Origin of the sequence: Clostridium sp. JN-1 (genome assembly GCF_003718715.1) — a bacterium.
Classification (GTDB): Bacteria; Bacillota; Clostridia; order Clostridiales; family Clostridiaceae; genus Clostridium_AV.
This window is the reverse complement of sequence record NZ_CP033465.1, coordinates 278323-295756: the sequence shown is the minus strand read 5'-3', so window position 1 is coordinate 295756 and position 17434 is coordinate 278323. Positions and strand designations below refer to the sequence as shown.

Genomic DNA, 17434 nt, shown 5'->3' with positions numbered 1-17434 from the left:
CATACCACCTTTATATTAATTTTTGTAAAAAGCTTTGACCGTATTTAGGCATCTTAACTTTAAAATTATCTGCAATTGTTGCACCTAAATCTGAAAAAGTCCTGCGGATTCCTAAATCATTTCCTCCTTCAAATCTTTTTGAATAAACAAGTAAAGGTACAAATTCACGCGTATGATCTGTTCCTGTATATGTTGGATCATTGCCGTGATCTGCTGTAATTATAAGTAAATCATCTTCTTTTAACTTTTCAAATACTTCAGTAAGTCTTTTATCAAATGCTTCTATAGCCTCTCCATATCCTATTGGATTACGTCTGTGACCATAAACTGCATCAAAATCAACTAAATTAGTAAAACTAAGTCCGTGAAAATCTTCATCCAATAGTGAAATAAACTTATCCATACCATCCATATTTGATTTAGTTCTAATTGCTCTTGTAACTCCTTCACCATCAAATATATCTCGAATTTTTCCGATGGCAATAGAATCTAAACTTGCATCCTTTAAGTAATTCATTACTGTTTCACCAAAAGGTTTTAGTGCATAGTCATGTCTATTTGAAGTTCTCTCAAATGTATCTGCTGTTTTTCCAACAAACGGTCTAGCAATTATTCTTCCTAATTTATATGGTTCATCAAGTGTTATGTCACGACAATACTGGCATATCTTATATAACTCATCTAATGGTATAACTTCTTCATGTGCAGCAATTTGAAGTACAGAATCTGCAGATGTATATACTATTAATTCACCAGTTTTAAGCTGTCTTTCACCAAGTTCTTTTATGATTTCCGTACCACTAGCCGGTTTATTTGCTATAACTTTTCTTCCAGAAAAGTCTTCAATCTTCTTAATTAATTCATCTGGGAAACCATTAGGGAAAACTTTAAATGGCTTATCAATGTATAACCCCATCATTTCCCAGTGACCTGTCATAGTATCTTTCCCGCGGGAAGATTCCTGCATTTTCGTAAAATAAGCTTTTGGACGTGCTGCCTTTTTTACTCCTTTAATTTGATAAATATTAGATAACCCCATAGCTTCCATATTAGGTATATTTAATCCGTTCTTTTTTTCTGCAATGTGTGCTAATGTATTGACACCAACATCACCAAATTCTTTGGAATCTGGTGCTTCACCAATACCGACAGAATCCATAACTATAACATGTATTCTCTTAAATTCATTCATTAAAATCACTCCTTACACATATTTATATAATTAATCCAACAATAGTTGCTGTAAGTATACTTACTAGTGTTGCTCCATATAACAATTTTAATCCAAAACGTGCAGCTACATTACCCTGTTTTTCATTTAATCCTTTAACTGCACCTGCTATAATTCCAATTGATGAAAAGTTTGCAAATGAAACTAAAAATACAGATACAATGGCTGTTGCCCTATAAGACAGCTCAATACTTCCCTGTGCAAGTGTAGTCATTGCAACAAACTCATTTGATACAAGCTTTATTGCCATTATACCTCCTGCTTTTACTGCTTCATTAAATGGTATACCCATGAAAAATGCAAATGGTGAGAAAATGTATCCAAGAATGTCTTGGAATGAAATACCGAATATGCCTTTAAATATTGCATTAACTAAGGCAATTATTGAAACGAATCCAATAAGCATTGCACCAACTGTAATGGCTACTTTAAATCCGTCCATAATATATTCACCAAGCATTTCAAAGAATGATTGTTTTTCTTTCGCTTCAACCTCTAAAATATCATCTTCTTCTTTTACAGTATATGGGTTTATAATTGAAGCAATAATGAATCCACCAAATAAATTTAGTATAAGTGCTGTTACAACATATTTAGGATTTATAAGAACCATATAGGAACCAATAACAGATGCTGATACTGTTGACATAGCAGACGCACAAAGAGTATATAATCGATTTTTAGGTAATAGCCCAAGCTGCTTCTTTACTGAAATAAACACTTCTGACTGCCCAAGAATTGCTGATGCTATTCCATTATAAGATTCTAATTTACCCATGCCATTTACTTTACTTAATCCCTTTCCAACGTACTTAATTATGAAAGGTAGTACTTTACAATACTGTAAGATACCAATTAAAGCTGAAATAAACACGATTGGCATAAGAACGCTTATAAAGAATGTATATTTACCATCATTCACCATACCACCAAATACAAAGTTTACACCTTCTGCTGCACACTTCAAGAGTGCTTCAAAACCGCTTGCTACTCCACCTACTAAAATATTACCTATTTCAGTATTTAATAAAATAAATCCGAAAATAAATTGTAAAACAACCATTGTGATTATAGGTTTTATCTTTATGTTTTTTCTATCATTACTGGCAAGTACTGCAAGCCCAATTACAATAGCTAATCCAATTATTCCAATAACAAATTTCATCTTTAGTCCTCCACGAATACCTTTAATTTAAATGTTTAAATATTTAAGTAACGATTACATCCTATTTTAACTAACGTTTAATTCTATATAAAATTTTATTCAGATACAATAGCAATACCTGCACTTGCACCTATACGACTTGCACCTGCTTCAATCATGTCTAAAGTTTCTTGTTTAGTATGAATACCGCCAGATGCCTTAACTCCCATATCATTTCCTACTGTTTCACGCATAAGTTTAACATCCTCTACTTTTGCTCCATACTTTGAAAATCCTGTTGATGTCTTTACAAAATTTGCACCTGCTTTTTTAGCTATATTGCAAACCCTAACTTTCTCTTCCTGCGTTAAAAGACAAGTTTCTATAATAACCTTTACTATTGCTTTTCCCTTTGCAGCTTCTACAACAGATTTTATATCATTTTCTACATAAGCATCATTTTTATCTTTTAATTCCCCAATATTAATAACCATGTCAATTTCTTCTGCACCATTTTTAATTGCATCTTCTGCTTCAAATACTTTTACTGCAGTTGTATTAGCTCCGAGAGGAAATCCAATAACAGTACATACTTTAACTTCACTGCCCTTTAACTTCTCACTTGCTAGTTTAACCCATGTTGGATTTACACAAACTGAAGCAAAATTATATTGTTTTGCTTCTTCTGTCAATTTAACAATCTGATTTTTTGTTGTTTCTGGCTTTAATAATGTATGATCAATCATCTTAGCAATATTCATAATAAATCTTCCTTTCATACTACAATATAATAATAAATTTTTTGAACATTTGTAAACCCTATAAAATTTTGTTCACAAGTTTCCAAATTAAAAGCATTCTTTTAACCAATTTCAAAATAAAAGAACACTTCTTTATAATTCATTTAATATATTTTTTACTTAAAATTAAAACATTTATTTATTTAAATCTTCTTTAGTAAAAGCTCCCGGCAGTAATTCATCCAATGTTTTAACTAAATATTCGTCTTCATTTTTCCCCAATATTATTTTTGTGTCCTTTGAGGCAAATTCTGATATAACCTGTCTGCAAACACCACAAGGGTATGTATAATCGTTTTCTACTCCTACAATCGCAATAGCTTTTATGGTTTTATTTCCTTCTGATACAGCTTTGAATATAGCAGTTCTTTCTGCACAATTTGTTGCACCATATGAAGCATTTTCTATATTACAGCCCGTATAAACCTTCCCATCTTCAGCAAGTACAGCTGCACCAACTTTAAAATTAGAATAAGGAGCATACGCATTTTTTCTTCCTTCAAAAGCCTTGGAAACTAAATTTTTATAATCCATTGAAATTACATCCTCCCTTCAATTTCTATTACAAATACATAATAAATCTTTTTTGAACAATTGTAAATAGTAGTATGAAATTTATTTCACGCTGCTATTCTAAAAGCTTTTTTGCAGTATATTTATCTGTAATAAATATATTAGCATCTTTTCCTTTTAAAGCTGCCCTAATTGCCTTAACTTTATGTGATCCTCCTGCAACTAAAATTGACTTTTCCTTTTTCCTTAAATTTTCTAGAGATATTCCTATAGTACGATTATTTATCTCCTCACTACAAACTTTACCATTCTCATCGAAAAATCTTGAACAGATATCTCCTACACTTTCTTGTTTTAATCTCTTCTTTTCAGATTCATTTAAATATCCAAGACGAAACAGTAATGCGTCATCTCTCACAGTACCAACTGTAAAAATTGCTATATTGGCGTGTACTCCCATTTCTATAATACTCTTAATATTTCTATCATTTTCAACCATTTCTTTTACGGCTGCATTATCAAATATCACAGGCAGTGGCAAATACCTTGGTACTGTATGAAATGCTTCAGCAAAGAGCTCCATAGTTTCAAAAGCATATGTATTTACTTCTGAATAACTAATACCTCCTTTTAACTGAATTACTTGAATACCCTTAAGGTTTTTAGGTACAAGATTCTTTGCAACCTCGTACATGGTCGTTCCCCAACTCACTCCAAGCATATCACCATTTTTTAAAACTTCGCTTAAATATTCTGCTGCTTCTTTACTAATATATTTTCTTATAAGTTCATAGTCATCTTTTGGTGAAAAAACAACGCGGACATCTTTTAGTTCATATTTTTCCTTTAATTGATATGACATCTTATCTAAATCATCAAATGGATCTACAATGTTAATTTTCACGAAACCCTTTTCTTTAGCATATTGTAGAAGCCTCGACACAGTAGGTCTTGATATTCCAAGTTGGCATGCAATCTGCTGCTGACTATAATCTGACTTATAGTATAACTTTGCTGCTTCAATACTCAATTGCTGTTTTTCACTGTCCACAAAATACACTTCCCTTTTATACATTATCCCTCAAACATATTATATAATCCTTTACAAGACAAATCAAAATTAAAAATATTTTGGATTTTAAAAATACTTTCTAGAATAGATGTTATAATAATTAATAAAAGTAAATATCTTCATTATACATATCATAAGGATAATATTAATCAAAGGAGAGAGATTTTCATGAGTAAAGAAATTAATGTTGGACTAATTGGGTACGGGGGTGCCGGGAGGGTTTTCCACGCACCTATAATTGAAAGTGTATCTGGATTAAACTTATATAAGGTCTACGAAACAAAGGAAGATAATATAAAAAACCTAAATTCCAAATATCCAAATACACTTATAACTTCTAATACAGACGAAATTTTAAATGACAAAAATATAGATCTCGTTGTACTTGCAGTTCCAAACAGTATACACTTTAAACTTGCAAAAGCTGCTCTTGAAAACTATAAAAATGTAATAGTTGAAAAACCACTTACAGTAACTTCAAAGGAAGCTGACGAACTTTTAAAACTTGCAAAGTCAAAAAATAAGATATTAACTGTAAACCAAAATAGAAGATGGGATAGTGACTTCAGAACTGTAAAAAAAGTTATAGAAAGCGGTCTTCTTGGGAATATAGTAGAGTATGAAGCCCATTTTGATAGATTTAGAAATTATATTAAAAAGAGTCCATGGAAAGAAAAGGACTTGCCAGGTTCCGGAATTTTATATGATCTTGGCTCTCATCTCATAGATCAAGCTCAATGCCTTTTTGGGCTCCCAGATGAAGTATTTGGTGACTTGAGAATTCAAAGGAATTCTGGAAAAGTCATTGATAACTTCGAGGTTATCCTAGCTTACAACAATTTAAAGGTTACATTAAAAGCAGGAATGCTTGTAAGAGAACAAGGACCTCATTTCACTATTTTAGGTAAAAAAGGCTCTTTTATTAAATATGGTATGGATGTTCAAGAAGAAAACTTGAAAAATGGTCTAATGCCAAAAGATATTGAAAATTGGGGTGTAGAACCAAGCTCTCTGTGGGGAAATATAAATACCGAAACAAATAACTTGCATTTTACAGGTAAAATTGAAAGTGAAGCAGGTGACTATAGAAAATTTTATGAAAATGTCTATCTTTCAATTCTTGGAGAAGCTGAATTGCAGGTAACTCCTAAACAAGCAAGAAATACAATAAGAATAATTGAGCTTGCCCAAAAGAGCAGCTTAGAAAGAAAGTGGGTAAAGTTTGAATAAGTCTATATTTTAAAAACAAAAACCCCTTGAATAGCAAACTATTCAAGGGGTTAAGTATTCACTAATTAAAGAATTTTAACATTTTCTGCTTGAGGTCCTTTTGGTCCTTCAACTACGTCGAAAGAAACTTTTTGACCTTCTTCAAGTGTCTTATAACCATCTGTTTTTATTTGAGAAAAATGTACGAAAACATCTTTTCCATCGTCTCCTGTAAGAAATCCAAATCCTTTTTGTGAATTAAACCATTTTACTATACCATTCATATGTATACCTCCAAAAATAATATTATTCTTAAATCACTGTAATAACTAACCAACAAACTCTCGATTTAGTATACTATATTATTAGGTACCAATTGAAATATATTTGCGTTACATTATTTATCATTAATTTAAGTTACGATTTATTCTATCATAGTTTATTATATAAATCAAGTTATTTTTTATATAGTAATTATTACTATCTTTGCCTACTGAAATTATACTCTAAGTTTATATATCATTTATCAATATCTTCATCTGATAAATGATATGGGAAAGTAGATACTATTATATTATCATTTCTGAGCAGTGATTCCCTAATAAAAAAACTTGTGTGATTATGCAAGATTTCTCCAAATCGTTCATGAGTAACAAACTGCGGTACTACCACCGTTACCTTCTCATCTTCACCTGCTGCCTTTGCAATTAGTTCTATACTTCTTAACAAAGGAGTAACCACAGTTCTATAAGGTGAATACCTTGTAACAAGTAATATATCTGTATCTAATTCATTCCACCTGCGTTTTAACTTTTCCATTTCTTCCTTATCTGTTGAAATATTAAGGGCAATAACATTCTCACTTACACTTTGAGCATATTGAAGTGCTCCTATAGTTGCCCTGGTTAAACTTGCAATTGGAACTACTACAATATGATTATATTTTATTCTAAAGTTTATCTTTTTTAAATTTAATCTGCTAATACTAAGTCCTTCGGCAACTTTATTATAATGAGCTTTAATCTTTAACTGAATTAAAATTATTATTGGAATTAAAATTACAACTATATATGCACCTTGGCTAAATTTCTCAACTAAAATTATTACTGTTGCCATCAAACTAATCACAGCACCTAAGCCATTTATAATAGCACGTTTCATCCAACCTTTACTGTGCTCTTTTCTCCAGTGACTTACCATACCAAATTGACCCAAAGTAAAAGAAGTAAATACTCCAACTGCATACAATGGAATCAACCTATGCGTATCAGCCCCAAATATAATAACTAAAATACAAGCTATAAATGATAAGGAAACAATACCAAAGGAAAAACTAAGTCTTTTGCCTCTAATAGTAAACTGTCTTGGAGCAAAACCATCCTTCCCAATTACGTACATCAGCATCGGGAAGCCTGTGTAAGCCGTATTACATGCCATAAGTAAAATTACAGCAGTACTAAATTGTATAACATAGTACATTATTCCATTGCTAAAAATAGCAGAAGCTATTTGTGAAACAACTGTAGGCCCATTTGTAATTGGTATCGCTGTATAAAATATTGCGAGTACTGAAGTACCTCCAAATATAAAAAGTATTAAAGCTGCCAATAATATCATAACAATCTTTGCATTTCTCTGGCTGGGTTCCTTAAAGTTTGGAACTGAATTACTTACTGATTCTAATCCAGTTAAGGCAGAACATCCAGAAGAAAAAGCTCTTAAAATAAGAAATATTGATAAATCTCCTACAACTTTTGGTACAGCATACATAGGCTGCGGATGAATGTTCAAAATAAAATACTTAAACAAACCATAAACGATCATGAAAATCATACTAAAAATGAAGATATATGTAGGTACGGCAAAAATCCTTGACGATTCACTTATACCCCTTAGATTTAAAATAGTCAAAACTGTAATTATAATTAAAACAAAAATAACCTTATACTGCATTAAGCTGCTAAATGCAGAGGCAATGGCATCTGCACCAGCACTAGCACTAACTGCAACTGTAAGTATATAATCGATTATTAAACCTGCACTAGCAATTAATCCTGGCTTATCTCCTAGGTTTTCTCTTGCTACTTTATAGGCTCCTCCTCCTTGAGGATAAGCTCTAATGATTTGAATATATGAAATAGTAAGTATTATAAGTAATCCTATGATCATAAAAGAAGTCCATGTTAGCCACTTATAAGCTGCTGATCCCAAAACTATTAAGACAAAAAGAATTTCCTGAGCTGCATATGCCACAGATGATATTGCATCACTAGCCATGATTGCAAGTCCAAAAGGAATATTATACTTCTCATGACTACCTTGTTCATTAGATAAAGGTTCTCCTAATAAAACGTCTAAAAACTTTTTAAGCATTAGTTATCCTATCCCCCTATATCACATTACGGAAAATATTTTATGGCAGTAATGCTTTTAAATGCATACTGTAATCATTTATATCACCTATTATTAGTTATTTTTTTTAATTTATACTTTTCTATTATATTTTGCTCATAAAAATAAAATATCTTGTCTTAAACAGTTTTTATGTATCTATTCGCACCAAACTAATAAATTCTAAATATTATATGACTAAGGAGGGTATTTCTATTAGGAAATGCTCTAATAGGAGGTGTGATGAAATTGGGAGAGTATAACAATTATAAAAATTCAATTTTTTTGCCTAATCCAATAACTCAAGCAGCTAATATGCCTTATGCTTTATATTTATCGCTTCAAGGAAAATACTTTGTAGGATATGCAGATAATATGGAATTTGAAAATGAAAATATAGCATGGGCAGGACTAGTAAACCCAGTTAATTCTAGAGTAAATCTTCACGTATACGTTTGGACTGTTACTAATATTGGAGAAGCACCATTAATAGCACGAATATGGTTTAATGCAGAGCCATCTGGAGAATCTATTAAATCAGAATTAGTAACACCAGCTAATACTGCTCTTAGACCACTGCCAAAACCAAGAGTAAACTTGCTTCAAGCAAACAATGTAATTGATGAACCATATGATGGAGACAATATATTTACAATAAAAGTTACTTCAGAGGTTACAATTGCAAGTGAAGAAGTTGGTAAATTTATATTTCCACCAGGGGGATCATTTATTATTTCCTTATCCAATTTAGAAGCATCAAATCAAATTGGAAAAGGCCGAGTTGCTTTTGGATGGTGGGAAGAAAAAATTCGAGAAAATAAATAAACGATAGGAGGAATTAACCTAAATGGAAACATGCAATAATAATAAGAACTCAACTTTTTTACCAAATCCAATAACTCAAGCAGCCGGCATGCCATATGCCTTGTATCTATCGCTTCAAGGAAAGTACTTTATCGGTGCTACAAATGAATTGAAATTTGGAAATGGCAGGAATGCATGGGCAGGCTTATTTAATCCTACTAGTTCCGATGTTAACTTGCACGTTTATTCTTGGCAGGTTACAAATACCGGAGAATCACCAATAAGGGTACAAATATTGTTTAACAGTCATCCATCAGGACACCCAAAAAGAGTTACAACAGTAACCCCTGGTAATACAACTCTTTGTCCACTACCAGAACCAAAAATAGGATTGCTTGAAGCAATTAATGTAATTAATGATCCACGCGGCGGAACAAAAGCATTTGTTAGAAGAGCTCTTCCAGATACTACTGTTGGTGATGAAGAAGTTGGGAAGTTCATTTTCCCTCCTGGCGGATCATTTTTAATTTTCTTATCAAATCCTGAGACACCTAATCAACCTGCTGCAGCAACTGTAGGTTATTCATGGTGGGAAGAAAAGATAAGTCGTTAGAGTAAAAAAGTACTAAGAAATCAATTGACTTCTTAGTACTTTTTGTATATTTTATTACATAACTTATTTATATTCATCTGCCAACTTTTTAAATAGTGGAAGTGATCTTTCAATTGTTGAAGTTTTAACACAGTATGCTGCTCTAAAATGACCTGGGCAGCCAAAATCTCTTCCCGGAACTAATAATAAATCGTACTTTTTTGCTCTTTCACAAAAAGCTGCATCATCCTCTTCTAATGACTGTGGAAACAAGTAAAAAGCTCCCTCAGGCTTTACACACGAAAACCCTGCTTTAATTAAACCATTGTATAATAAATCTTTATTCTTTTCATAAATACTTATATCAGAAGGCATACCTGCACATTTTGCAACTACTTTTTGAAATAATGATGGAGCATTTACATGAGTTAAAACTCTTGCTGCACCAGAAATAGCGTTAAATATGACATCAAAATTGATAATTTCATTAGGAATTACTATGTATCCAATTCTTTCACCAGGCAGTGAAAAAGACTTACTATATGAATAACATACTAAAGTATTATTATAATACTTTGTTAAGTATGGTACTTGAATATTATCATATGCAATTTCACGATAAGGCTCATCTGATATTAAGAATATTGGGTGATTATATTCCTTTTCCTTTTCTCTCAATATATTTACTAATTTAATAATTGTTTTTTCTGAATAAACTACTCCACTTGGATTATTAGGTGAATTTACAATAACCGCTTTAGTATTTTTATTAATTTTTTTTTCAAATTCTGAAAAATTAACTTGGAAATCATTTATATTAGCTGGAACAACTATGAGTTTTGCCCCTGCAGCTTCTACAAAGCATTTATATTCAGGGAAATATGGTGCAAAAACAATAAATTCATCCTCTGGTTCACTTAATGCTTTAAAACAAGTACTTATCGAAGCAGTTGCTCCATTTGTCATAAATAAATTCTTAGCTGAAAAACTTGTTTCAAATCTTTTATTTAAACTCTCTGCTATTAATTTTCTAACTTCTAAGTCTCCAGGTGCAGCTGTATAACCATGAACACTACAAGGATCTTCAGTATTTAAAATATCTATTATTGCTTTTTTGATATATTTTGGTGCTGGAACATTTGGATTTCCTAAACTAAAATCAAATATATTGTCTTGTCCAACTATGCTTGCTCTTTTTTTCCCATATTCAGAAATAGCCCTTATTGTTGATTCTTTACTACCTAGTTCATACATTTTTTCCGAAACCATAAAATTTACCCCCTTTTAGATATACTTAATATTATAATCCATATAGTAACTAGTATGTCAACATTTATTTACCTAAATTACTTAATCTAAATTTTTATTATAAAAATTAAAGCCCTTGAAATAACAAGGGCTTTACTCATTTAAGTGTTTTCAAAAATCCCGGATCTGCTTTAGTAAGATCTACTGCTTTTACATGATTTTGAATATTTAAATTAGGGTCATCTAATGATCCTCCAAGGGATTTTATTATTTCCTCAGCTCTTTCTTTACTGCTAGAATCTGTATCTACTATAACTCTGTAATTTATATCTTCTATTTCTTCAAAATTTCCCATTCCACTTACCATAGGGCTAGCTGCAAGCAAAGGAGATTTATCTCTATCTTCCATTGGAAGTCCAGAATTAATCACTAAACCAGAATTAGTTGGACTAGATAAAAGGTGTCCTTTGTTACTTTCTACGCCCATATTTAATTGATAGTGATCATTTATATCTGCATAAGCATTAATACCTTCACTTTTGAGTTTATCAACAACTTCATTTGTATTTTTTATTCCTCTAAAAAATGCTTCAATTTTCATATTTTCCTCCTACAAAAACTAATATTTACATATTAGTTTTTGTTTTAGTACATTTTTTATGCATATTAGTATTTTAAATAATCCTATCTTTTTAATAGCAGTAAAAAGCCCTTGAAACATCAAGGGTTAATTGAAAATGATTATATAAGTACTTAGATACTTTACGTTATTTCATAAGATCATGTTTTGACATCATAAATAACTTAGGTTCTTGTAAATACTCCTGCACTATTCTAAGCGATTCACCGAATCTTTGGTAATGTACAATTTCTCTTTCCCTAAGAAATTTTAAAGGTTCTATAACATCTGGATCATCAGCGAAATTTAGAAGATATTCATAAGTTGCTCTTGCTTTTTGTTCAGCTGCTAAATCCTCAGTTAAGTCCACTATAGGATCTCCTTTTGATTGGATATAAGCTGCAGTAAATGGGACACCCGAAGCACTTACAGGATAAATCCCTTTACCATGATCTGCATAGTATGCTTCAAGACCTGCTGCTTTAAGTTCTTCAAGGCTTGCACCTTCTATGAGCTGATGAAACATTGCTCCAACCATTTCAAGATGTGCTAATTCCTCTGTACCAATATCATTTAACGTTGCTATAGCTTGAGATGTCAGCATAGAGAATCTCTGGCTAAGGTATCTAAGTGATGCTCCTAACTCTCCATCAGGACCACCATATTGTGTAATAATTATCTTTGCCATTCGAGGATCAGGATTTTTAATCTTTACTGAATATTCCAACCTTTTTTCATATGACCACATATACTTCTCTCCTCCCTTTAAAGCCTAAAATTAGCTTCATATTCCCACGGCCATGGTTCACTTATCCATTGCCATGGATACTCACTGCAAGCTCCATAAGATAAAGGTCCAAAACATCTTTCATAATTTTGTTTTAACCTATTAGCTTCAACTGCAAATGAGTTATACTTTGAAAGGGCATTACGATCATTGGGATGAGTGTTAAGATATAAATGAAGATCTATAACCATGAAATCTACAGCAGTAATTTGTTTTAAAAGTTCTTTTTTATCATTCACAATAAGCGCCCCCTCCATCTTTTCCAAACTTCTTTATTTTTTTTTCTTTTCCTTCATAAGGGCTATAAAGCTCAGGAAATACAGTTCCGTGTTTAAGGGCTTCAATAGGGCATAGAAGTGTGCATAATTTTTGATATGGCACGTATGCAGCTGCCAATCTTACATTTTTTATTACTGTTTCTTGTGGAATACATTTGTCCTGTGGCAAGTTGATATCTTCAAGATCTAGTTTTGTACCTTTAGTCATACTTATTATATCCTCCTCATTTTTTGCTTACCTAGTCTTATCTTATGATTAGCTATATATGATTGTTACTTTCGATATTAAAAGAATACTTAACTCTAGAGTGTCCACTTTTTCAAAAAAAAGCCCATCAAATCATTTGATTGATTCGATGGGCTAAGTATCTATCCCTACTATAAGATTTTAATAAAAAACAACAAACTAAATTTCTTTTCTATTTTTTGTTTAGTAATATCCTGCAGTAATTTTACACAAACTAAAAATAAAAGCATGCAAACCGTATGGAAATTTTATGGTATAATAATTACGAAAGCATGTTAGTTAGGAGATATTCAATAAAAAAGCATATGAAATATAACACAATAATTACTTATATATTTTATGTATTATTAACCATTACATTAGTATGGGATGTATTTGCCAGAGGCGGCGGAAAAGTCTTTAGAATTGTATTAATTTATATAACTATATTTATAATAAGATGGTTATTTAATAAAACATTTTTAAAAAAGTCTAAAGTAGGTTATTTATTAGCACTGGTCTTTATATTTTTTTCCATGTATTTAACAAATATAATGAATTTTTATAGCATATCACATTATGATAAATTTTTACATTTGATATCCGGAGCATTATTGGCATTTTACGGATTGATTATATATATTTTTTTATGTGGTAACAAAGAGAATCCGTCAATGAAACCTATAACTATGGTTATATTTCCGCTGCTATTTGCAATTGCATGTGCAGGGGCATGGGAAATTTGGGAATTTACAACAGATCAAATTTTTGGATTTACAGCACAAAATAATAGTCTTCATGATACTATGTGTGACATTATTTGTGGAACTACAGGTGGAAGCTTTTCATGCTTTCTTATGTATCTTTATATAAAAGGCAAAAATATACGAATTGTAAAGATGATAATTAAGGATATGGAAGATTAAACTGATTATTTGGGCACATTTTAACTTTTCTAAATAAAATTAAAACCACCAATTAGCTATCATATAACTAACTGGTGGTTAAGCAAATCCTAACTCTTTTGAGTACTCTGATCTTACCTGAATATTTATCACCTTTTTCCAATTACCATTACAATGTATTAATACACTATAAAAATTTAATTTATTATTTTTCTTCAAACACACTTCTAAAAAACTTCAATTAACTTTCTAACAAAAGACTTACCTTTAAAACTATACTGCTTTATTATATAACGCTTTAATCTAAACTTACCAAATTTCATACATTCTTGTTGAACATTCTTACAAATTAAATATCCACAAGCATTTTTCAGATACTTTCTTATAACTTACTCCAGTGAATATTTAATCATATTTACTTTCGTTCTAAATAAGTGTATTAATATCTGATTTTTTAAACTTTCTACCTCTTTAAAACAATTTCCTTAGTACTCTTTTCGAGTTAGGATTGCTAGAAGAAGTTATATCTTTCTTCTTGATTTTATTATATAGTAAACGTTTGTATAAGTCAATACTTTTTTATTATATTTTTTTAAATCATACTGCATATTCAATACAATATTGGAATCAACATTTTTGTCTATAATAAATTTAACCAATTTCATATAGATCTTTTTCAGCAGGTTCAGTAATTTCAACATTATACATACCCATTTTATAAACCTTTCTGTATATCATCAAATGCTTCCTTAAATGGTCTCACTTTTTTCTTTTCCATCGCATCTATACCTTCATCAATCAATTTATACAATTGAAATCTACCCACAAGTTTTTCATAAATTTCAATACTCATGACAACTAAATCTCCCTTAATTATCATATCTTACACCTCAACAAATTGAACCATAGTCTTCTACTAGTATTGTTTCAAAAACAGTTCCAGTATAGTAATCTAGTCCTCTAATAGTCTTTATATTTATTCTAAATCTTCTAGCATTGGTTTAACCTGACTTAATTCATTTATTTCTTCAATAAAATACTCATTTTTTATGTCAAGTTTCAATAGTTCATCTAATATCTCTTGTTTGTGACGTTACGTCATATTGTATAATGTGAATAAGGAGGTAAAGTAAATGAAAAATAAAGATTTGTTAACAGTAGGCGAACTTGCAAAGCTAATGGGCATAACCGTACGTACCCTTCAATATTATGACAAAGAAGGATTGCTTACTCCATCATGCAAAAGCGAAGGCGGCAGGAGACTTTATACTAAAAAAGATATAGTAAAGCTTCATCAAATATTATCTTTTAAATATTTAGGTTTTTCTTTGGAAGATATTAAGGACAAACTAATCTCCCTAGACAACCCTGATGATGTTGTAAAAATGCTGAATTCTCAAGAACAGTCATTGAAATCTCAAATAGAAAAGTTAACGGAGGCTATATCTGCGGTACAGTCCTTAAGGGATGAGGTATCCCTTATTCATGAAGTGGACTTCAATAAATATGCTGATATAATTACACTGATTCGTAAAAACAACGAAGGATATTGGGTTGTTAAATTTTTTGATGACACCCTTATGACGCACATTAAAGACAGATTCACAAATCAACCTGACTGTGGCCTTGCACTCTTTAAAAAATGGAAAAGCATGTGTGATGAGATTGTACTGCTTAGTGAGCAAAAGATAACTCCAGAAAGTAGCAAAGGACAAGAACTTGCTAAACAATGGTGGTCACTCATAATGGATTTCACAGGTGGTGATATGAGTATGCTCCCAAAGCTTAAGAAGTTCAGCGAGACCAAACAAGGATGGAGCAAAGAAATGCAGAAAAAACAGCAAATAGCTGATGGGTTTATAGGAAAGGCGCTGGATATATATTTTCAAGCCAGTGGTAAACAAAATCCATTTAGAAAGGAGAAGTATAATGACATTAGCAATAAAGGTTGAAAACCTGATAAAAAATTATGGACAAAATACAGTTATTAAAGGAATATCCTTTGATGTAAAAAAAGGTGAAGTCTTTGCACTTTTGGGTACAAATGGCGCTGGTAAAACTACCACCCTTGAATGCATCGAAGGCCTTAGGAAATATGAAAGCGGTAAAGTTTCAATTGATGGCAACTTTGGGGTACAACTCCAGTCATCTTCTCTGCCAGCTAATATAAAAGTAATTGAAGCATTTACGCTGTTTTGCAAGTGGAATAAATCAAATATAGACCCATCCATTTTTGAAAGCCTTGGGTTATCAGTAATAAAAAATAAGCAGTATGGTCAATTGTCTACGGGACAAAAAAGACGTCTGCATCTTGCACTTGGATTGATAGGTAACCCAGATATCATCTTTCTTGATGAACCAACCGCTGGACTTGACGTAGAGGGCAGAGCAGCACTTCATGAGCAAATCAGAAAGCTTAAATGTAACGGCAAGACAATAGTTCTATCAAGTCATGATATGAATGAAATTGAAAATTTATGCGACAGGCTAGCCATATTAAAGGATGGTAAAATCGCTTATATAGGCACTGCTAGAGAGCTTACTACACAGATACATTCAAAAATCAGACTACAAATCAAAACTGGTAAGCCTCTGAAAAAGACTGATTTCGTCCATTCTACCTATGTTGAAACTGAAAATGATTATCATACTTTTATCACTACCAATATCAGTGACGTTCTAATCGAACTATTAACTTTTCTTAAAAGTTCATTCAATCCTGTCCTTGATATCAGGATTGTTCATCAGTCTTTGGAAGAAAGTTTTTTGGATATTGCAAAGGAGGGTAAATGATGGAAGCATTTTTATATGGTATATTGCTTCAGTGGAAGCTTGATCTAAGAAATAAAGGGATTCTGCTCACATACTATGTGATACCGCTTGTATTCTTCGGCTTTATGAGTGTAATATTTACCTCAATAACACCAGATACTAAAAGTACACTGATACAGTCCATGTCTATTTTTGGTGTTACAATGGGGGCAATTTTAGGTGCTCCGGCTTCCATTTCAGAAACTTACAAAAGCGAACTAAAAAAGTCATATCAAATAGGTGGTATTCCTATGTGCATACCTGTTATAAACAATTTGATCTCGGCATTTGTACATCTCCTTATAATGAGCACTATAATATATTTTATTGCACCTCTTGCTTTTAAGGCATCCCTTCCGAAAAATACTACAATGTACTTTATCATGTTGGCTATTTTCATTATTGCCAGTTTAAGCATTGGAGCCATTTTGGGGCTTACAATTAAAACTACATCAAAACTTACAATGGTGTCTCAGCTCATATTTCTACCGTCACTTATGCTTTCTGGTATAATGTTCCCTACTAAAATGCTGCCAAAACATCTTACAGCTGTTGGCAAGATATTTCCAGCAGCATTGGGTTTTGAAATGATGAAAGAGAATAGCATGAACTTTAAGCTTCTGCTGCCCCTTTTGATTATTATCATCATTTGTGGCTGCACAAGTGCTTGGCGCATTAGGAAGCTGAGGATTGATTAATACAGATTATGAACCTAATCACTGCATAATTTTTTTATCATTTTTGATATGTATTACTCATTATTTAATTAGTCTATTCACTTATAAAAGTAATATTGTATAATTA

The 17434-nt window shown here is 31.5% G+C and carries 20 protein-coding genes and 1 pseudogene; 7 read left to right on the top strand and 14 right to left on the bottom strand.

Going from position 1 to position 17434, the window contains the following annotated elements; genetic code table 11:
• Window positions 1–10 precede the first annotated feature (10 nt).
• The 5 genes from deoB to EBB51_RS01475 all read right to left on the bottom strand — a co-directional run bounded on the left by deoB (window position 11) and on the right by EBB51_RS01475 (window position 4739).
• Window positions 11–1192 (bottom strand): phosphopentomutase, encoded by a 1182-nt coding sequence (gene deoB / locus EBB51_RS01495; RefSeq protein WP_123052819.1) that lies wholly within the window; start codon window positions 1190–1192, stop codon window positions 11–13.
• A 22-nt stretch (window positions 1193–1214) separates the two neighbouring features.
• The gene (locus tag EBB51_RS01490) at window positions 1215–2396 is read right to left on the bottom strand and encodes a NupC/NupG family nucleoside CNT transporter (protein WP_123052818.1); all 1182 of its coding nucleotides are present in this window, start codon (window positions 2394–2396) and stop codon (window positions 1215–1217) included.
• 95 nt (window positions 2397–2491) lie between these two features.
• Complete coding sequence (gene deoC, locus EBB51_RS01485) at window positions 2492–3136, bottom strand: deoxyribose-phosphate aldolase (protein WP_123052817.1); 645 nt, start codon at window positions 3134–3136, stop codon at window positions 2492–2494.
• A gap of 174 nt (window positions 3137–3310) precedes the next feature.
• Window positions 3311–3709, bottom strand: coding sequence for a cytidine deaminase (locus EBB51_RS01480; RefSeq protein WP_123052816.1), 399 nt, complete (start codon window positions 3707–3709; stop codon window positions 3311–3313).
• 94 nt (window positions 3710–3803) lie between these two features.
• Entirely contained in the window at window positions 3804–4739 is a 936-nt protein-coding gene (locus EBB51_RS01475; RefSeq protein ID WP_123052815.1) for a sugar-binding transcriptional regulator, read from the bottom strand.
• Window positions 4740–4928: 189 nt separating this feature from the next.
• Between EBB51_RS01475 and EBB51_RS01470 the strand changes: the two genes are divergently transcribed.
• On the top strand, window positions 4929–5990 hold the full coding sequence (locus EBB51_RS01470; RefSeq protein ID WP_123052814.1) for a Gfo/Idh/MocA family oxidoreductase: 1062 nt from the start codon (window positions 4929–4931) through the stop codon (window positions 5988–5990).
• A gap of 65 nt (window positions 5991–6055) precedes the next feature.
• Here the strand turns inward: EBB51_RS01470 and EBB51_RS01465 are convergent, their stop codons facing one another.
• Both EBB51_RS01465 and EBB51_RS01460 read right to left on the bottom strand, forming a co-directional pair.
• The gene (locus EBB51_RS01465) at window positions 6056–6253 is read right to left on the bottom strand and encodes a cold-shock protein (RefSeq protein WP_123052813.1); all 198 of its coding nucleotides are present in this window, start codon (window positions 6251–6253) and stop codon (window positions 6056–6058) included.
• Between the two features lie 235 nt (window positions 6254–6488).
• Window positions 6489–8342: an APC family permease gene (locus EBB51_RS01460; RefSeq protein WP_123052812.1), complete on the bottom strand. Its 1854-nt coding sequence runs from the start codon at window positions 8340–8342 to the stop codon at window positions 6489–6491.
• A gap of 261 nt (window positions 8343–8603) precedes the next feature.
• Between EBB51_RS01460 and EBB51_RS01455 the strand changes: the two genes are divergently transcribed.
• Together EBB51_RS01455 and EBB51_RS01450 are read left to right on the top strand one after the other, a co-directional pair.
• Window positions 8604–9185: a DUF6143 family protein gene (locus EBB51_RS01455; RefSeq protein ID WP_123052811.1), complete on the top strand. Its 582-nt coding sequence runs from the start codon at window positions 8604–8606 to the stop codon at window positions 9183–9185.
• Window positions 9186–9207: 22 nt separating this feature from the next.
• Complete coding sequence (locus EBB51_RS01450) at window positions 9208–9777, top strand: DUF6143 family protein (RefSeq protein WP_123052810.1); 570 nt, start codon at window positions 9208–9210, stop codon at window positions 9775–9777.
• A 63-nt stretch (window positions 9778–9840) separates the two neighbouring features.
• Here the strand turns inward: EBB51_RS01450 and EBB51_RS01445 are convergent, their stop codons facing one another.
• The 5 genes from EBB51_RS01445 to EBB51_RS01425 all read right to left on the bottom strand — a co-directional run bounded on the left by EBB51_RS01445 (window position 9841) and on the right by EBB51_RS01425 (window position 12896).
• Window positions 9841–11025, bottom strand: coding sequence for a pyridoxal phosphate-dependent aminotransferase (locus tag EBB51_RS01445; RefSeq protein ID WP_123052809.1), 1185 nt, complete (start codon window positions 11023–11025; stop codon window positions 9841–9843).
• A 136-nt stretch (window positions 11026–11161) separates the two neighbouring features.
• Window positions 11162–11605: a hypothetical protein gene (locus tag EBB51_RS01440; RefSeq protein WP_123052808.1), complete on the bottom strand. Its 444-nt coding sequence runs from the start codon at window positions 11603–11605 to the stop codon at window positions 11162–11164.
• Window positions 11606–11771: 166 nt separating this feature from the next.
• Window positions 11772–12371 carry a manganese catalase family protein gene (locus EBB51_RS01435; protein WP_123052807.1) on the bottom strand — a complete coding sequence of 200 codons (600 nt, stop codon included), beginning with the start codon at window positions 12369–12371 and terminating at the stop codon, window positions 11772–11774.
• A gap of 17 nt (window positions 12372–12388) precedes the next feature.
• Window positions 12389–12649, bottom strand: coding sequence for a spore coat protein CotJB (locus tag EBB51_RS01430; protein ID WP_243103889.1), 261 nt, complete (start codon window positions 12647–12649; stop codon window positions 12389–12391).
• Window positions 12642–12896, bottom strand: a complete 255-nt coding sequence (locus EBB51_RS01425; protein ID WP_123052805.1) for a spore coat associated protein CotJA — start codon at window positions 12894–12896, stop codon at window positions 12642–12644. The genes EBB51_RS01430 and EBB51_RS01425 overlap by 8 nt, the downstream gene beginning before the upstream one ends.
• A 278-nt stretch (window positions 12897–13174) precedes the next feature.
• On the opposite strand from EBB51_RS01425, the gene EBB51_RS01420 reads away from it, so the two are divergent.
• Window positions 13175–13840: a hypothetical protein gene (locus EBB51_RS01420; RefSeq protein ID WP_243103887.1), complete on the top strand. Its 666-nt coding sequence runs from the start codon at window positions 13175–13177 to the stop codon at window positions 13838–13840.
• 694 nt (window positions 13841–14534) lie between these two features.
• Here EBB51_RS01420 and EBB51_RS13570 read toward each other — a convergent pair.
• Together EBB51_RS13570 and EBB51_RS13790 are read right to left on the bottom strand one after the other, a co-directional pair.
• Window positions 14535–14699, bottom strand: coding sequence for a hypothetical protein (locus tag EBB51_RS13570; RefSeq protein ID WP_190285301.1), 165 nt, complete (start codon window positions 14697–14699; stop codon window positions 14535–14537).
• 13 nt (window positions 14700–14712) lie between these two features.
• Window positions 14713–14903 (bottom strand): annotated as a pseudogene (locus tag EBB51_RS13790) (histidine--tRNA ligase); the annotation flags it as partial.
• A 49-nt stretch (window positions 14904–14952) separates the two neighbouring features.
• Between EBB51_RS13790 and EBB51_RS01410 the strand changes: the two are divergent.
• From EBB51_RS01410 to EBB51_RS01400, 3 genes are read left to right on the top strand one after another with little or no spacing between them, the layout of a single operon-like run.
• Window positions 14953–15771, top strand: a complete 819-nt coding sequence (locus tag EBB51_RS01410) for a MerR family transcriptional regulator (protein WP_123052804.1) — start codon at window positions 14953–14955, stop codon at window positions 15769–15771.
• Window positions 15749–16612: an ABC transporter ATP-binding protein gene (locus tag EBB51_RS01405; RefSeq protein ID WP_123052803.1), complete on the top strand. Its 864-nt coding sequence runs from the start codon at window positions 15749–15751 to the stop codon at window positions 16610–16612. Before EBB51_RS01410 ends, EBB51_RS01405 begins: the two co-directional genes overlap by 23 nt.
• Window positions 16612–17328 carry an ABC transporter permease gene (locus tag EBB51_RS01400; RefSeq protein ID WP_123052802.1) on the top strand — a complete coding sequence of 239 codons (717 nt, stop codon included), beginning with the start codon at window positions 16612–16614 and terminating at the stop codon, window positions 17326–17328. Before EBB51_RS01405 ends, EBB51_RS01400 begins: the two co-directional genes overlap by 1 nt.
• The last annotated feature ends 106 nt before the right edge of the window (window positions 17329–17434 follow it).

Excerpts from the sequence above, each read along its gene's own strand:
- deoB (WP_123052819.1), bottom strand. The coding sequence starts at position 1,192 with ATGAATGAATTTAAGAGAATACATGTTATAGTTATGGATTCTGTCGGT.
- EBB51_RS01490 (WP_123052818.1), bottom strand. The coding sequence starts at position 2,396 with ATGAAATTTGTTATTGGAATAATTGGATTAGCTATTGTAATTGGGCTT.
- deoC (WP_123052817.1), bottom strand. The coding sequence starts at position 3,136 with ATGAATATTGCTAAGATGATTGATCATACATTATTAAAGCCAGAAACA.
- EBB51_RS01480 (WP_123052816.1), bottom strand. The coding sequence starts at position 3,709 with ATGGATTATAAAAATTTAGTTTCCAAGGCTTTTGAAGGAAGAAAAAAT.
- EBB51_RS01470 (WP_123052814.1), top strand. The coding sequence starts at position 4,929 with ATGAGTAAAGAAATTAATGTTGGACTAATTGGGTACGGGGGTGCCGGG.
- EBB51_RS01465 (WP_123052813.1), bottom strand. The coding sequence starts at position 6,253 with ATGAATGGTATAGTAAAATGGTTTAATTCACAAAAAGGATTTGGATTT.
- EBB51_RS01460 (WP_123052812.1), bottom strand. The coding sequence starts at position 8,342 with ATGCTTAAAAAGTTTTTAGACGTTTTATTAGGAGAACCTTTATCTAAT.
- EBB51_RS01455 (WP_123052811.1), top strand. The coding sequence starts at position 8,604 with ATGAAATTGGGAGAGTATAACAATTATAAAAATTCAATTTTTTTGCCT.
- EBB51_RS01450 (WP_123052810.1), top strand. The coding sequence starts at position 9,208 with ATGGAAACATGCAATAATAATAAGAACTCAACTTTTTTACCAAATCCA.
- EBB51_RS01445 (WP_123052809.1), bottom strand. The coding sequence starts at position 11,025 with ATGGTTTCGGAAAAAATGTATGAACTAGGTAGTAAAGAATCAACAATA.
- EBB51_RS01440 (WP_123052808.1), bottom strand. The coding sequence starts at position 11,605 with ATGAAAATTGAAGCATTTTTTAGAGGAATAAAAAATACAAATGAAGTT.
- EBB51_RS01435 (WP_123052807.1), bottom strand. The coding sequence starts at position 12,371 with ATGTGGTCATATGAAAAAAGGTTGGAATATTCAGTAAAGATTAAAAAT.
- EBB51_RS01425 (WP_123052805.1), bottom strand. The coding sequence starts at position 12,896 with ATGACTAAAGGTACAAAACTAGATCTTGAAGATATCAACTTGCCACAG.
- EBB51_RS01420 (WP_243103887.1), top strand. The coding sequence starts at position 13,175 with ATGGAAATTTTATGGTATAATAATTACGAAAGCATGTTAGTTAGGAGA.
- EBB51_RS13570 (WP_190285301.1), bottom strand. The coding sequence starts at position 14,699 with ATGATAATTAAGGGAGATTTAGTTGTCATGAGTATTGAAATTTATGAA.
- EBB51_RS01410 (WP_123052804.1), top strand. The coding sequence starts at position 14,953 with ATGAAAAATAAAGATTTGTTAACAGTAGGCGAACTTGCAAAGCTAATG.
- EBB51_RS01405 (WP_123052803.1), top strand. The coding sequence starts at position 15,749 with ATGACATTAGCAATAAAGGTTGAAAACCTGATAAAAAATTATGGACAA.
- EBB51_RS01400 (WP_123052802.1), top strand. The coding sequence starts at position 16,612 with ATGGAAGCATTTTTATATGGTATATTGCTTCAGTGGAAGCTTGATCTA.